Below are 13776 nucleotides of genomic sequence, written 5' to 3'. Positions count from 1 at the left end.
TTTAGTTGAGGCTTCTAAATCGGTATCTACTGAGAGGATCTAATGCAGAGGGTAGAATGAAGGGGGTAACTAATGGTTTTTGTTAAGTCGTGTTTACGATTCAGAAAAATTTCGGAAATATTAGCGGAGGCAGTAATGATCACAAACAGCAATTTACATTATTTCTTCGGTCTTCGCTCCGAATGTTGCTTGCCTGCAAAACGTTTACCTTCCGAAAATAAATACCAAACATCCTATAGAACGAGTACTTTTTGGATATGTTCACTTTTAAAGATTAAAAGTAACGGGACCAATGCAATCAAATCATAAAGGTCATGGTCCGCTGGCGAAATTGCCCGACGGTGTACGGATTGATCCCCAAAACAGCTACTCTGGGTTCCTATGATTGCTAACTATCGAACCATTTTAATTTGCGCCAAAAAGGGAAAGTATTCCGATCTTCCCGGCCGGTCGTGGATTGTATTTTTCCAGTATCCGCTGGTCTAATGCTTATGTCCGTGCTCGTAGTGAGCCCGCAGGATATCTTCTCCGAAGTCATTGGTCAGATCGCGCCAAACGGTATGAATATGATTATTGCCGTTCTGTACATTGTCGTACTCTACCAGGAGCGTAGGGCCGTGGATGCGGTAGTAATGCGGATCACCGGGTTCGATGCCGCCCATCCAGGCAAAATACAGCTTATCCATGCCGCTTTCCTGTAGTTTATCCCAGTGTTCCCGCGCGATCTCGGGTTTCATATTATCTAGGTAGACGGTCAGCAGTTCTTCAAGTTTGGCCCGCTGCGGTGCGGTAAAGGCCGTATAGGGCAGGCCGGAATATTCATCCAGTTCCACCTTTTGCTGCACAAAAGTGATGATGTCTCTAGGAGCGGGATCGGGCAGAATAGCCTGTGCCGCCTGCTCGGTTGTAAACATATGCACCAGTTCCCGGCCGAGGTCCTGTTCGGATTTCAGAACTTCCGTTCCTTTGTAGTTGCCGTCGCGGACGATAGCCGGATTGGAGCCCATAAAAGCCGGAGTAATGGCCAGGTGGCGGTCGACGGAGGAGAAATTCAGGGAAAGATGGTGTCCTTCAAAGCGCCAGCCCCAGGGATCTGCTCCGCCGGGTTCTCCGAAAAGCGCGAGGTAATAAAGCAGCGGATTGCGACGGTCATTTTCGTAGGGATGGTTTTCGAGTTCCTGTAGTACTCTTTCCAGTTGAATGATGCCCTGCACTTTTTCCCGGCCCTGCTCACTGAGCGCCGTTTGCAGGAGGTCCATCACCATTTTACGCTGGTCTTCGGTCATTTCCCGCATCGGGAGCCCACCTCTTACCATGGGTACAAAGTGCCAGTTCTTCCGTTCTTTATCGTCAAAACTATACAAGGCTTTTTCCTGCTGCGCCGCATCCAGGCTCTTCACGATAGCCGTGGCCGCCTGCTCCATCGGTGGTAGGGCTGCATTGGATTCGGCCGCTTGCGGCATAACTGCCTGATCGGTATCCGGACCGGAGGCCGCTGAATTGTTGGAGGAAGAACAGGCCAGGAAGAGGCTGCTGCAAAGGATGGCCACCACTATGAATGTTCTGGTTGGGCTTGTCATGGTTTTTCGATATTAGGAGTCAGTACAATCCTTACGGTTGGAAGCTACCGGTCGGCGCGTGTATGCGCCATCGGGGCTTTCAATGTTCCGTCAGGATTGCGGGTTATAAAGTGTTTTGATCACATTTCGTCCTTGAGGTTCTCCAGGCGCTTTCGTTCTTTTTGGCTTAGGCTTTCGTAGCCCTGCAGCCGGATCTTATCCAGCAGATCGTCCAATTCGGCCTGGCGACTGGCGGGTGTTTCCGTCTTATTTAAGCTGGACTGGAAATCGCGCACATTCTCTCCCCAGTATTCCCGCACCATCATCACCGCCGGATTCCTGATGATCAGCAGCAGGAACAAAGTGGTCGGTACCAGGATCATCGCCATAACCCACCAGTGAATGGTCATGCCCTCCGGTGCGAGAAAGGGCGTGAGCAATACGCCGACAATGCCGCCGCCAAGGTGGGCTTCGTGCCCGATATTATCCGACTGACTTTTAATGCCGAAAATGGAGATCACCACAAAAAGCAGGGCAAAGATCCAACTCTTGATGCTGATCGGGATCAGGATAAAACCGATATCCGAATCGGGGAAGAGCACCAGGTAGGACAATACGACACCACTAATCGCCCCGGATGCCCCCACCGCACTGTAGTCACCGTGGTTGCGATGAATGTACAACGCGAGCAAATTCCCTCCGATCAGACTGGCAAAATAGAGCAGCGTGAAAGGACCGAAACCGTACAGCACTTCCAGGGAAGAACTGAAAGATAACAGTACGATCATATTGAAACCGAAATGGAGCCAGCCGGCGTGCAAAAATCCGGAACTGAGCAGCCGGAGATATTCGCGATCTATAAGGATCGGATCGATCTTGAAGGCGTAACGATCCAAAAAATACGCATCACGCAGCCCTTTGTACGTTACAAGGCCGGCTAACATTAAAATAATGGTGCCAAAAAGGCTGGCATTATGCATATTAGAGGGATTATCGCGTTTTTATAATGCTTTTATAAATTTACAAAAAAACACCGCAATGCCTATTTTATTCAAAACGGATATCGCCTCCGACGCTGACCTCAAAGTATATGTAACGGATATCCGGTCTGATGCCGATCTGGCCATTTACGAAACCACCAGTCAGTGGGATGCTTCCAGTAGTCCTATCTGGTACTACACCAGTATTCGCAGTGAAGCTAAAAAGGCCGTCTATTTTGCCTCTTCCAAGTGGGATGCCGATCTGGTGGTTTTCCGAACCAACGTTCAATCGGACGCCGGCTGGATCAATTCCAGTAAATCGCACCTTATTTGACCACGACCGTTTCCGCTGCTTCTTCGTGATAAGGTAAACGTTCTTCCCCCTCCAGCGAAAGCCGGTCGCTGATCGCCTTCAGGTGGTGGTCAATACCGATCTCCGATCCGGGAATGAAACCCGGTACCGTAATGACCTGGGCCAACACGCCGTCCAGGCCGCGGTGCGCCACTCCGCGCGGGAGATAGACCAGATCGCCGACGTCCAGCGGTGTTTGCTGGAGCAGATCCGGCAGATCCTCCTTGGTGACCGATCCCGGCTCCGTGATCAGATCAACCTTTTCCGAAGTAATGATCTTTGCTTTGGCCTGGGCCATCTGTACGAGATAGAATTCGTCGAAACCGCCTTCCAGTGGATGGTAGTGGGTGAAGGAATTCATGATGCGTACCCGGTGAGCGTTGAGGGCGTGGTAGAGGTAAGGCCCGTTGCGTCCTTCCCAGGTGAGCAAAATACGCCGGTAAGCGTTCGTTTCCGTTGCGCACCCGCCCGGAGTGTCGGTGATATTGGGGTCCCAGTCCGGCCGGATAAAGACCGGGATCTCAGTCGGCGGGGCTTCGGGAATATCGAATACCAGTAAGTCGACCAGGCTGTCCGTTTCCATCCGGGCACCGGCGGGGATATTGATAATGTCCCCCACGGAGATCTTGGAAGATTCGTCATTGATGATCGCGGTCCCGCCGCCGGTTTGTAGGAAGGCCAGCCGGGGTACCGGGCGCTGTTCCAGTTCGGTAGTCTGTGGATGATAATGCAGATCGTACCCGGGGTTGTTGGTTACAAATGATTTTCGGATCGACTCAAAGCCGGAAGTATCCTGAGCGCTTAATTTTACGACCTTCATCTGATCTTCTTGGGTGGGAGTATTAGCTTGCGCTTCCTGTTCCTGATCGGGTTTGGAAGTTTGACAGGATACGACCAGGCAAAGTGCCAGGCAGGCACCGATCGTATAGAAAAAATGTTTTGTTCTGATTTTCATAGCTATTTAGCAATTGACAATCGGGCAACGACCGGATGGCCGTTGGCTGATAGTTCGAATGTTAAGTGGATGCTGACCTTTTGTGAATTTACTACTTTAGACGCACAATCACCACTATACGTCTGACATAAGGGCCGCAAAATAATGGTAAGTCCACGCTCATTCCCGTCTAACGCCCGACATCTTTCGGTTTATTCTTCCGCTAACCGCCCGGTTCGGGCGACAATTGATCACCGTAAAGACAGCAGGTAAGCGATCAGATCGTTCATTTCCGAAACCGATAATTGATTTTCCAGACCGTCGGGCATCAGGGAAGTAGGCGCCATGCCGTAGGATTGCGGCCGCTCGTAGGTAACGAATTCGCCGGAAGCCAGCAGTAGCTCCGCATTGTTGAGCCCCACATCAATCTGGCGGCCGTAGTGGGTCTTGCCCTCCGCATCGGTGATGTACCAGCCCTGCCATTCGGGAGAAATCTCGGCGGAGGGTTCCAGAATGGCGGTAAGTAACTGGACCTTGGATTTACTGCTGCCGATATTGGAGAGGGCCGGCCCGAAATCGCTGCCCCACTCATCCACCATATGACAATTCTGACACTGGGCTTTCCGGGAATAGAATACCCATTTTCCCCGATCGGCCCGTCCCGATCCGTCGATTGCGGCTAGCCAGGCATCGCTGCTTGCCGGGCGGGATGCATCAGAGGCCAGGCCATCGCAGGCCCGCCAGACTTCCGTGACCGCTTCCGGCTGATCCTGCAGAAAGGCCGTTATTTGGTTTTGGATCGTGGTGTTTTCCCGGCAGCGGCACAGATAGCGCAGCCCGATCTGGGCCAGCTCGGGAGTAGCCTGCGGCAGCAGATCCGCAACAAATCCACAGTGATCGCCGGACTGGTAGCTCAGGCTTAAGAGGGCCAGATTGCGCAATTCCGGATCGACGGCCGGGTTAGCTGCGATACGCTGTATACCCGCTATCGCTTCGGCTACCGGTTTCCGGGTAAAGAGTTGCAATAGCGCCATTTGGATGGAAGGAGCGCCGTTCTCCAGCAGATCTACCAGTAATGCCGGGTCAACTTCTTGGAGATCCAGCTGTGGTAGAACGGCCGCCCGGATGGGAGCGGGCAGCTCCGTATTTTGCAATATATCGAGCAGGAAGCCATCCGGTAAACGGCGTTCTAACTGCTTGGCCAGTCGCCGGGCTTTGTTTTGGTATTGCTCAATAAAATTAGGCTGCAAATGACGAACGGCGGCCAGGTAGGAGGCAAATAGGGCCGGCGTGATGTAGCCGTCCGGTAGCGCAGCATTTACCTGATCGTAAAGATCGCTACGGGATCGCAGTGCGATGTATTTCAGCGCAGTATTCCGGATATTTTCCTGATCATTCCGAAGCAGACCGGCCAGAACGGAAGCATCCACCCGTTCCCCGTTGTGAAATAGGGTCAGCAGGGCCTGTAATTTTAGATCATCATCGTTCCCGACCAGCCAGGCTGTTACCCGATCGGTGTATTCCGGCCGGCTCAAAAATTTGCGGGCAACGGCCCGGGTATACGGATCGTCGCTCTTAAGTGCGGATTCCAAACCCGACGGATCACCGGGATCGACCGAGCGGTAGATCCAGTTATTGGCTCCGCCGGCTATTGCTTCCTGCCGGCTGATTGCAGGAGTCTGTTGATCGTCAGAAGACAACTTCCAGAGCCGCCCCTGACGGTGATTGGGGTACTGACGGACCACCCAATCGGTGAAAAACAGCTCACCCCGGCTGTTGGTCGCAAAGGCCACCGGATGGAATGTGCTGTCCCCTTTTACCAGTATCTCGGTAGGACCGGCCATTTGACCGTCTTCACCGAGCGGTATTTTGACGATGCTGTTCTCTTCCCAGACTGCCGCCAGAATATGATCGCGGTAATCCGGTCCGAAATTGGTGAATCCCGCATCGATCAGGCCGCAGGGCGCTTCTCCGAGCGGCGCAGCGTAGGGTAGGGTTCCGGGTAACTCCCCGTTCCAGGCCAGAAAGGGATGGATACCGCTACCGCCATAGAGCGATTTGTAGCCGTAGTCTCCGCCGTAGACCAGATCGATGAGCCGGTTGGGACCGCGACTGTCCGGATCGTTATCGGTAAGCATCAGGTGGCCGTTAGCCGTGAACTGGATATCGAAGGGATTCCAAAAACCGGTCGCTACCTCTTCCAGGCGGCCGCCGTCGGCGGTTAGCCTTACCACATTCCCTCCGTCTCCGTAATTACTCAGGGTAGTGCCGTCGGCGGCGGTCATTTCCCAGGCGAGCCCACCGGTATTGCCCCGGGAGACGTAAAGCCAGCCGTCGGAAGATAAGGTAACGCCCATAATGCCGGCGTGATCGTAAATATCTCCTCCGGCCTTCATGTACAGCAGGGTATCCACCCGGTCGCTCTGGCCATCACCGTTTTCATCCCGGAAAGCAGCGACAAGATCTTTGCAGGCCAGATAGATCGTTCCGTCCGGGCCGGCGGCCAGGTTCATCCCATCACTGATGCTGTCGGCGTAGATCTGCCAGGATTCCGGACTCCCATCCCCGTCCTGATCCATGCCTTTTTTGATCCGGTCGAATGCCGGACCCGGATAGTCTTTGGGTGGCGTATGGGTATGGGATTCCAGCAGGAAAAGGGCATCTGCGGGATCGATGGTCAGACCGATCGGCGTCATAATGTCGGGAGCTTCGTCGATCAGTTCCAGCGTGAGGTGGTCATCGGATACGCTGAGAGAATACTGCGGGGTAGTCGTTTCGGAGCCGGATTCCCGGCAAGCGCTTAAAACGACCAGGAAGAAGAGAAAACAGGGTAGGGGGCTTATTTGCGTTCGGTGCTGCATGCCTGATTATTTTTGCTAAAATAATGCTTTCAACAGGGACAACTATCCTGCCTTTTCCGGATTTATTTAGTTTAAACGCTATTTTTACGATTTTCCAAAAAAACGTGTCCATGAATTTTTATCGCACCCTGCTGTTCGGCTGTTTCTTATTCTTGACGGTAAGCCTTGCGGCCCAACTGGCGGTACGTTACGATGTATCGCTGGATCATATCCGCCAGCACGAGGCGGTGATCACCGTGGAATTTCCCGCGCTTCCGCCGCAACCACTGGAGATCATTATGCCGAGTTCTTCTCCCGGGCGTTACGCTGTGCACCATTTTGCTAAAAATGTCTACGCCGAAAAGGCCTATGATGCCGACGGTAACCAGCTGCCCCTGCAGAAAACAGATATCGATCGTTGGGAAGTCAGCGGACATCAGGGATACGTGAAATTTCAGTATACGCTTTTTGCCAATCACGGTGACGGCACCTATTCCGGTATCGATAATCGCAAATTGCACCTCAATATGCCGTCGGCTTTTGTGTTCGCTCCCGTAGCGGAAAAGCGGCCGATAGAACTGCATTTTGACCTCAGTAAGCATCCGGACTGGTCCGTTGCCACGCAGTTGAAACCACTGAGTGAATCGGCTTTCTGGGCGCCCAACTATTACTACTTTTTCGACAGCCCGACCATGGTTGGAGCTATCGATTTCCGGCGTTGGACGTCGGATTCCAACGGTAAGACCTATACCATCGAAATTGCGGCTATGCACGAAGGAACGGATGAAGAGCTGAACGATTATACGGAATGGGTGCGCCAGGTAGTCGAAGCCCAGAAGGCTGTTTACGGTGGACTTCCCGATTTTGATTTCGGGCGCTATACGTTTCTGGTGAGTTATAATCCCTGGATTAACGGGGATGGTATGGAGCACCGGAATTCGACTGTATGTTCCAGCAAGGGCAATCTGGCGAATAATGCCAGTGGACTGATCGGGACGATCTCCCACGAATTTTTTCACGCCTGGAACGTCGAACGCATCCGTCCGAAATCCCTGGAGCCATTTGATTTTACGCGGGCCAATATGTCCGGTGAGCTGTGGTTTGCAGAAGGTTTTACTTCTTATTACGACGATCTGATCCTTCGCCGTACGGGTATCTACGATGAAGAAAGATATCGTCGCGGACTGATCGGTACCCTTAACTACGTGCTGAACAGTCCCGGCCGTCAGTCCTACAGTCCCATCGGGATGAGCCAGCGTGCTCCCTTCGTTGATGCGGCCAGCTCGATCGATGAGCACAACACGGCTAATATTTTCGTCAGCTATTACCCCTACGGAGCGGTGATCGGACTGGCCCTGGATCTCAGCCTTCGCCAGAAATTCGAAGCGGTCACCCTGGATGATCTTATGAAATATCTCTGGGAACACTACGGAAAGACCGAAGTGCCCTACCAGGTACCGGACCTGCAAAATGCCCTGGCGGAAGTTTGTGGTGACGCGGACTTCGCGGAGTCGTTTTTTGCCAACTATATCTACAAGAGCGAGCTGCCGGATTTTGGTCCGCTGTTCGCGCAAATGGGATGGAAGCTGGAATTGGCTAACCCGGACCAATCCGATCTGGCCGGTCTGAATCTGGACTTTTCGGAAGAAGGGGTGAAAATAACCGGCGGTATCGTCAAGGGGCATTCCCTTTACACTGCGGGTGTTCAATCCGGCGATTTCCTGCTGACCCTGAACGGTACAGCGGTAAGCGATGAGGAAGCCTGGAAAAAAATATTGTCGGAACTGAAGATCGGGAAGAACTACGCCATCCAGTACCGGCAGAATGGCCTGGAGGAAAGCGGAGAATTTACCCTGGTGCAGGATCCCCGGATTACGTTGGAAGTTGACGAAAAGGCCAAAAAAACGGCTGCCTCCAAACGGGCGGCCTGGCTCGGAGGCGAATAGCATATTGGGTATTCCCGGGAAAAAGGGCGAAACCGCGAAATAAAAAGAGCTCCATGGTAAAGATCATAAAATGCAGTCCGGCAGATCTGGTTCCGCTCCGGACGCTGGCTATAAAAACCTTTGTAGATACCTACGAGGCCTTCAACACTCCGGAAGTGATGGCGGGCTACCTGGAGGATGCCTTTTCGGAAGAACAACTCTCCCGGGAACTCCGGCATCCGGAAAGTGAATTTTTCGCGCTGGAAGCCAACGGACTGTGGTTGGGCTACATTAAACTCAATGAAGGCGATGCTCAGACAGATGAACGCTCCGGTCGGGTGTTGGAGATCGAACGCATTTACGTTGACGGGGCGCAGCAGGGGCGGGGATACGGTAAATTGTTACTAGAAACCGCCATAGACCGGGCCCGCGAGAAAGGTAAGGATGCGATCTGGCTGGGCGTCTGGGAACACAACCCCAAAGCGATCCGGTTTTACCAAAGCCAGGGCTTTGTAAAAGTAGGTACTCATATTTTCCGGATCGGTGGAGAAGATCAGAATGACTGGGTTATGGAAAAAAAAGTCTGATGTCCGCGCCGCTTTAGGCGGTAGCTTCTTCTTTTTCCCGCTTTTGCCCATTATCCTGCTCATCCGCCTGGGAGTCATCTTCCTGTTCTTCCGAATCCTTGGAAGACAAGAGGTGATCGGCTTTTTTACCAGGCTGGAAAATCAGGATAATTGCATTGGCGGCCTGGTAGAGCATCAACACGATACTGATCATTATTCCGCCCAGTAAAGCTCCATATACGATGAAGAAGTAATAAAGGGTACGGTACCAGGTTTGTAATTTTTCTTCGGAATTATTGAGCGGGAGCGTCATGCACATCAGCAGGATGATGGCGGCGGAAAACGCAATGGTGCAGAGCCGGGCGATCCATTTTATGCGTTCGTAGTGATCGGATTTCAGATCTTTATCGGTATTACTGCTAAAGGAAAGCAGGGTCAGCAACAGGGCAAGGATAGTGGAGGTTGCGGTCAGTACGGCCGAGCTTACAAAGCGCAGGGACGGGCGCATTTCTTTCAAAGCAACGAAGGCTTCCGATTGCCCGAGGCGGCCGACGAGGAAGGAACCTAAAAAAACCATGATCGCAGCGATCGCTCCTCCAACCAGGGCCCTGTTTAGATCAATACTTTTGTAAGAAGTCATTTTTGTAAGGGAGTTTTAGTGGTTTTTATTTTACAGGATAACGTAGAGGGCATAGAGCAGACCGGGCAGATAAAGCAGGAACGTCAGGAGTAGACAGATCCAGAACTGACTCGATAGTCCGCTTTGCATAGCCACGGCCAGAGGCGGCAGAATAACCGCAATGATGATCATAAGTAGTTTATTGGTACTGGCGGCGGTAGTCATGTTGATTGATTTTTGGGATTAACAGGTGACATAAAAAATCACTACCAATTGACGGGCAACTGGTAGTGATGATCTGAATTATTCAGGTTTATGAGGAGTAGATCTTTTTGCCGTTTTTCAGTTTATCGGCAATGGAACTACGACTCTGGATATAATTGTATTGGTTGTTGTGGTCACCTACTGGTTTGCTACCAACAATATAGTAACGTACGTCCAGGTCTTCCGGGGCATTAACTACTACCCGGTCGGATACTCTTACGGTTTCGTCCTGCAGATCCTGGTCGGTTGGGGTGAGTTCGGAGATTACATAGAGGCGATTTTCGGCGGCGTATACTTCAACGATCTCCAGGTCATGGGCGGTTTCGGCAACTTCCGCTTCTACGATTAATGTTCTTTCTTCTTTTTCTCCATCATCGGGCATATTGACATCGATCACGGGTACTTCTACTTCTTTCTCCACCATAGTTACGGTTACTTTCGGTACTTTGACCGTTTTGGTAGTGGTACTGATATCTACATCGGCCCAGTCTACATCATAGGCAGGCAATTGTCCTTCTTCGACATCTACATCAACTTCCGGCATTTCACCCTCGCGGGTCTGGTCAACATCACAGCTCACCATACCGAGGAAGCCAATGCAAAGAATAGATAGGAATAAATTTTTCATAATTAAGGTTTTTTGGGTTTCTCTAAAAATAAAAATTCGTTTGTGATTGTAATTCAATGAGTTCTGTTATTATAAAACGAAAATAGGGGTAGATGTTCGATTGGCGACCAAGAATGCGGCAGCCCGGACCCGCCCTACTCAGCAGGTGAATTAACCTAGCTTTTATCCTGTACTAACCTGGAGTTAACGCTGTGGTCCTACCTTTGGCCGGTGTTGAAATTACCTCCGTTTATTCGGTGGCTTTGCCCTGGAATATAGCTGGACCGGACGATGATCCGGCGTCTTCAGCCCGTAGGGCTGCGGCAATTATTCCCCGCAGTGACCGGTAGGCGCGGGTAGTGAAAACAACCCTAACCCATAAGATTAATTTATTCCTCAACCGGAAGCAGAATTCGCCCCGACGGCAAGCAGCCTGTCGGGGTTTTGTATTTAATTTTTATCTTGTTCGGTGAGCAAATACAAGCAATATCCAATGAACCTTCCTCCGAACCTATTCCTGAAAAAAATTGCCGGTAAACCGACTACTTACGGTATCTGGAACAACTTCCCGAACCCACTTATAATGGAATTACTGGCGGGTGCAGGCTTCGACTGGGTGCTGATCGATGCCGAGCACGGCCCCTTTGACCTGTCCGGGATACTGCCCCAGCTACAGGCCATCGCGGCCTATGATACTGCACCGGTGGTGCGGCCGCCTTCGGGAGATCCGGTTTTCATCAAACGTCTGCTGGACATCGGGGTACGGACTTTTCTGGTACCCATGGTCAATAGCGCCCGGGAGGCTGCCGATCTGGTACGCTGCCTGCGCTACCCGCCCGCCGGTAACCGGGGGATCGGAGCTGCACTGGGTCGGGCTTCGCAATGGAATCGCATCGGAGATTATATGGCTTCCGCCAACGACCAGATGTGCCTGATCGTTCAGGTGGAGACCGCAGCAGCCTACGAACAATTAGAGGAGATCCTGGCGGTAGAAGGCGTGAACGGCGTTTTTTTCGGACCGGCCGATCTTTCGGCTTCGCTGGGCTATGTCGGTCAGATGGACCACCCGGAAGTCGTACAACTGGTTGAAAAAGGACTGGAACGCACCCGGGCCGCCGGGAAGATCGCCGGCACCATCTCCCTGTCCATCGACGGGGCGCGACATTACGAAGGAGCCCGGGCCAATATGATCGGCGTAGGAGCCGATAGCCTGTTATTCGCACAGGCGGTGCGGGATCTGGCGGCGCAGTTTCGAACTTAATTCCAGGATGATGCGAAATCAATACGTACTCTGGCCGGATATGGTGCTGTTTTACGGGGCCATGCCGAAAGAGATCGCCCGACACCACCATCCGGTCATCCAGTTGATCATCGGGACCGAGAAGCCCTTCCTGAAAAAAGCTCCGGACGGTTCCTGGCAAAGCTGTCGGTCCTTACTGGTCGCGCCGAATGTAACGCACGAATGCGATGCCGCGGAGCAAAAGATATTTTCGCTCAGTATCGATCCCGAATCCGAACTGGGAGCGTTCCTCATACAGAACGATCTGGCGGACCGGGATCAACTACAATTTACGGAAACAGCGCTAGATTATTTTGATTTCGAACGGGTGGAAGAACTGATCCGGTCGGAAGCATACCACGAGCTGTATCACTACTGCCTGGCATTCTTCCAACCGGATGGGGTACCGCCGGTGCATGCGGAAAAAGAGGAGCGGATCGAAACGGTTAAGCATTACATCAAGGAACATTTGGATCAGCGGATCACTTCCAGCACCCTTTGCGAGTTGGTCTTCCTGAGCGAAAGCCGGCTGCTGCATCTTTTCAAACAGGAAATGGGTTTACCTATCCGGAATTATATCCTTTGGGTGCGGCTTACCAAAGCGCTGGAGATGATCCTGGCCGGAGAAAGCCTGACCCGGGCGGCTCACGATGCCGGTTTTTTCGACTCCTCGCACATGAGCCGGACCTTCGTCCGACAACTGGGGATCAATCCCGCCGAGATCGTGAAGAATAGCAAATTCATACAAGTATCGGTACTGGAGCAGGCATAGCTTTGTAGAAAAAAGATGATGCAGCTCAAATCAAGAACCGGCACCCGTACGATAGAAAAAATTGTGGTAAGGGAATTCGGTGCCCCCGATGTACTACAGATTGAACCGGAGATTTTTAGCCCAAACCAAGAAGAGGGCGTGCTGATCGAAACCTGGCTGATAGGGGTAGGCTACGTCGACGTCATGGCCCAACGGGGCGGTTATTTTCTGGCTCCCCGTCGTCCTTTTTCTCCGGGTTACGAGTGTATTGGCCGGGTGATCAAAGCGCCGGCATCCAGTGAATTTGCCGTCGGAGAAACGGTAGCGGCGCTTTTACCCCGCCTGGGAGCCTACCAAAGCCTGTTGGAGATCCCCGAATCACGCCTCGTAAAATTACCGGCAGGAGTGGATCCCGTCAAAGGTGCCGCGGCCATCCTGAATTATCTGACGGCACTTTGTATCCTGGACCGCAAGTCTAGCATTAAAACTGGAGACAGCATCCTGATCCACGGCGCTTCCGGAGGCGTAGGCACTGCGCTGGCCCAGATCGGCCGGCAGCGAGGGTTGAAAATGTACGGTACAGCCTCCGCGGCCAAGCACGATCTGCTGCAGGAATTGGACGTATTTCCGATCGATTACCGGCTGGAGGATTTTGTCAAGGTGATCAGACAGCAAGAAGCTGCCGGAGTAGCCGCTGCATTCGATGCCATCGGGGGGCGTAATCTCCGGCGATCCGTTGCGGCCGTCAAACGGGGAGGCGTAGTGGTCAGTTACGGTCTTTCGGGAAATAATTATGGAGGATATTGGGAAATGATCAAGGGGATATTCCATTATATTGGCTTAAATTTAGTGCCGAACGGAAAACGGGTCACCATGTGCGGCACGCCGGCCGAAACGGTGAAAGACCCCGGGTGGTACCGCCGGACCTTATCCCAGATCTTCGATCAGATCGGATCCGGGGAATTAGAACCGGTGATCGACCGGATATTTCCTTTTCACGCCGTCCGGGATGCGCACGCGTACCTGGAAAGCGGCAAAGTTAGGGGAAAGGTGTTACTGCGCACTCCGGCATTTTCGGACCAGTTGGAATAAACATTTTA

The 13776-nt window shown here is 52.4% G+C and carries 13 protein-coding genes; 6 read left to right on the top strand and 7 right to left on the bottom strand.

The genetic code is table 11. The features are described 5' to 3' along the window. Positions 1 to 482: 482 nt before the first annotated feature. Both CRP01_RS06620 and CRP01_RS06615 read right to left on the bottom strand, forming a co-directional pair. Positions 483 to 1580 carry a DUF3500 domain-containing protein gene (locus CRP01_RS06620; protein WP_222845668.1) on the bottom strand — a complete coding sequence of 366 codons (1098 nt, stop codon included), beginning with the start codon at positions 1578 to 1580 and terminating at the stop codon, positions 483 to 485. A 119-nt stretch (positions 1581 to 1699) separates the two neighbouring features. Further along, positions 1700 to 2539, bottom strand: coding sequence for a rhomboid family protein (locus tag CRP01_RS06615; protein ID WP_099149232.1), 840 nt, complete (start codon positions 2537 to 2539; stop codon positions 1700 to 1702). 58 nt (positions 2540 to 2597) lie between these two features. Here CRP01_RS06615 and CRP01_RS06610 point away from each other — a divergent pair, with 58 nt between their 5' ends. Further along, entirely contained in the window at positions 2598 to 2873 is a 276-nt protein-coding gene (locus tag CRP01_RS06610) for a DUF6150 family protein (protein ID WP_099149231.1), read from the top strand. On the opposite strand, the gene CRP01_RS06605 is transcribed toward CRP01_RS06610, so the two are convergent. Then, on the bottom strand, positions 2866 to 3846 hold the full coding sequence (locus CRP01_RS06605; protein WP_099149230.1) for a hypothetical protein: 981 nt from the start codon (positions 3844 to 3846) through the stop codon (positions 2866 to 2868). The genes CRP01_RS06610 and CRP01_RS06605 overlap by 8 nt on opposite strands. Positions 3847 to 4076: 230 nt before the next feature. Further along, a complete protein-coding gene (locus CRP01_RS06600; RefSeq protein WP_099149229.1) occupies positions 4077 to 6686 on the bottom strand; it encodes a PVC-type heme-binding CxxCH protein in 2610 nt (869 codons plus the stop codon). Positions 6687 to 6796: 110 nt separating this feature from the next. On the opposite strand from CRP01_RS06600, the gene CRP01_RS06595 reads away from it, so the two are divergent. Further along, entirely contained in the window at positions 6797 to 8611 is a 1815-nt protein-coding gene (locus CRP01_RS06595) for a M61 family metallopeptidase (RefSeq protein ID WP_170110257.1), read from the top strand. Positions 8612 to 8664: 53 nt separating this feature from the next. Next, complete coding sequence (locus CRP01_RS06590; protein ID WP_099149227.1) at positions 8665 to 9177, top strand: GNAT family N-acetyltransferase; 513 nt, start codon at positions 8665 to 8667, stop codon at positions 9175 to 9177. 13 nt (positions 9178 to 9190) lie between these two features. Here CRP01_RS06590 and CRP01_RS06585 read toward each other — a convergent pair whose 3' ends face one another. The 3 genes from CRP01_RS06585 to CRP01_RS06575 form a co-directional block, all read right to left on the bottom strand. Then, the gene (locus CRP01_RS06585; protein WP_099149226.1) at positions 9191 to 9796 is read right to left on the bottom strand and encodes a hypothetical protein; all 606 of its coding nucleotides are present in this window, start codon (positions 9794 to 9796) and stop codon (positions 9191 to 9193) included. Positions 9797 to 9826: 30 nt separating this feature from the next. Then, positions 9827 to 10000, bottom strand: coding sequence for a YqaE/Pmp3 family membrane protein (locus CRP01_RS06580; RefSeq protein ID WP_099149225.1), 174 nt, complete (start codon positions 9998 to 10000; stop codon positions 9827 to 9829). Between the two features lie 88 nt (positions 10001 to 10088). Then, positions 10089 to 10667, bottom strand: coding sequence for a hypothetical protein (locus tag CRP01_RS06575; RefSeq protein WP_099149224.1), 579 nt, complete (start codon positions 10665 to 10667; stop codon positions 10089 to 10091). Between the two features lie 472 nt (positions 10668 to 11139). Between CRP01_RS06575 and CRP01_RS06570 the strand changes: the two genes are divergently transcribed. Genes CRP01_RS06570 through CRP01_RS06560 form a run of 3 tightly spaced genes read left to right on the top strand, consistent with a single transcriptional unit; the run spans position 11140 to position 13768 of the window. Then, a complete protein-coding gene (locus CRP01_RS06570; RefSeq protein WP_099149223.1) occupies positions 11140 to 11907 on the top strand; it encodes an HpcH/HpaI aldolase family protein in 768 nt (255 codons plus the stop codon). A 7-nt stretch (positions 11908 to 11914) separates the two neighbouring features. Then, positions 11915 to 12697 carry a helix-turn-helix transcriptional regulator gene (locus tag CRP01_RS06565; RefSeq protein ID WP_099149222.1) on the top strand — a complete coding sequence of 261 codons (783 nt, stop codon included), beginning with the start codon at positions 11915 to 11917 and terminating at the stop codon, positions 12695 to 12697. Positions 12698 to 12712: 15 nt separating this feature from the next. Next, the gene (locus tag CRP01_RS06560) at positions 12713 to 13768 is read left to right on the top strand and encodes a zinc-binding dehydrogenase (protein ID WP_099149221.1); all 1056 of its coding nucleotides are present in this window, start codon (positions 12713 to 12715) and stop codon (positions 13766 to 13768) included. The last annotated feature ends 8 nt before the right edge of the window (positions 13769 to 13776 follow it).

Origin of the sequence: Flavilitoribacter nigricans DSM 23189 = NBRC 102662, from assembly GCF_002646595.1 — a bacterium.
In the GTDB taxonomy this organism is placed as follows: domain Bacteria; phylum Bacteroidota; class Bacteroidia; order Chitinophagales; family Saprospiraceae; genus Flavilitoribacter; species Flavilitoribacter nigricans.
Note: the sequence above shows the minus strand (reverse complement) of the source record. Positions and strands in the feature narration are given on the sequence as shown.

Excerpts from the sequence above, each read along its gene's own strand:
- CRP01_RS06620 (WP_222845668.1), bottom strand. The coding sequence starts at position 1,580 with ATGACAAGCCCAACCAGAACATTCATAGTGGTGGCCATCCTTTGCAGC.
- CRP01_RS06595 (WP_170110257.1), top strand. The coding sequence starts at position 6,797 with ATGAATTTTTATCGCACCCTGCTGTTCGGCTGTTTCTTATTCTTGACG.
- CRP01_RS06585 (WP_099149226.1), bottom strand. The coding sequence starts at position 9,796 with ATGACTTCTTACAAAAGTATTGATCTAAACAGGGCCCTGGTTGGAGGA.
- CRP01_RS06590 (WP_099149227.1), top strand. The coding sequence starts at position 8,665 with ATGGTAAAGATCATAAAATGCAGTCCGGCAGATCTGGTTCCGCTCCGG.
- CRP01_RS06560 (WP_099149221.1), top strand. The coding sequence starts at position 12,713 with ATGATGCAGCTCAAATCAAGAACCGGCACCCGTACGATAGAAAAAATT.
- CRP01_RS06565 (WP_099149222.1), top strand. The coding sequence starts at position 11,915 with ATGATGCGAAATCAATACGTACTCTGGCCGGATATGGTGCTGTTTTAC.
- CRP01_RS06605 (WP_099149230.1), bottom strand. The coding sequence starts at position 3,846 with ATGAAAATCAGAACAAAACATTTTTTCTATACGATCGGTGCCTGCCTG.
- CRP01_RS06610 (WP_099149231.1), top strand. The coding sequence starts at position 2,598 with ATGCCTATTTTATTCAAAACGGATATCGCCTCCGACGCTGACCTCAAA.
- CRP01_RS06600 (WP_099149229.1), bottom strand. The coding sequence starts at position 6,686 with ATGCAGCACCGAACGCAAATAAGCCCCCTACCCTGTTTTCTCTTCTTC.
- CRP01_RS06575 (WP_099149224.1), bottom strand. The coding sequence starts at position 10,667 with ATGAAAAATTTATTCCTATCTATTCTTTGCATTGGCTTCCTCGGTATG.
- CRP01_RS06580 (WP_099149225.1), bottom strand. The coding sequence starts at position 10,000 with ATGACTACCGCCGCCAGTACCAATAAACTACTTATGATCATCATTGCG.
- CRP01_RS06570 (WP_099149223.1), top strand. The coding sequence starts at position 11,140 with ATGAACCTTCCTCCGAACCTATTCCTGAAAAAAATTGCCGGTAAACCG.
- CRP01_RS06615 (WP_099149232.1), bottom strand. The coding sequence starts at position 2,539 with ATGCATAATGCCAGCCTTTTTGGCACCATTATTTTAATGTTAGCCGGC.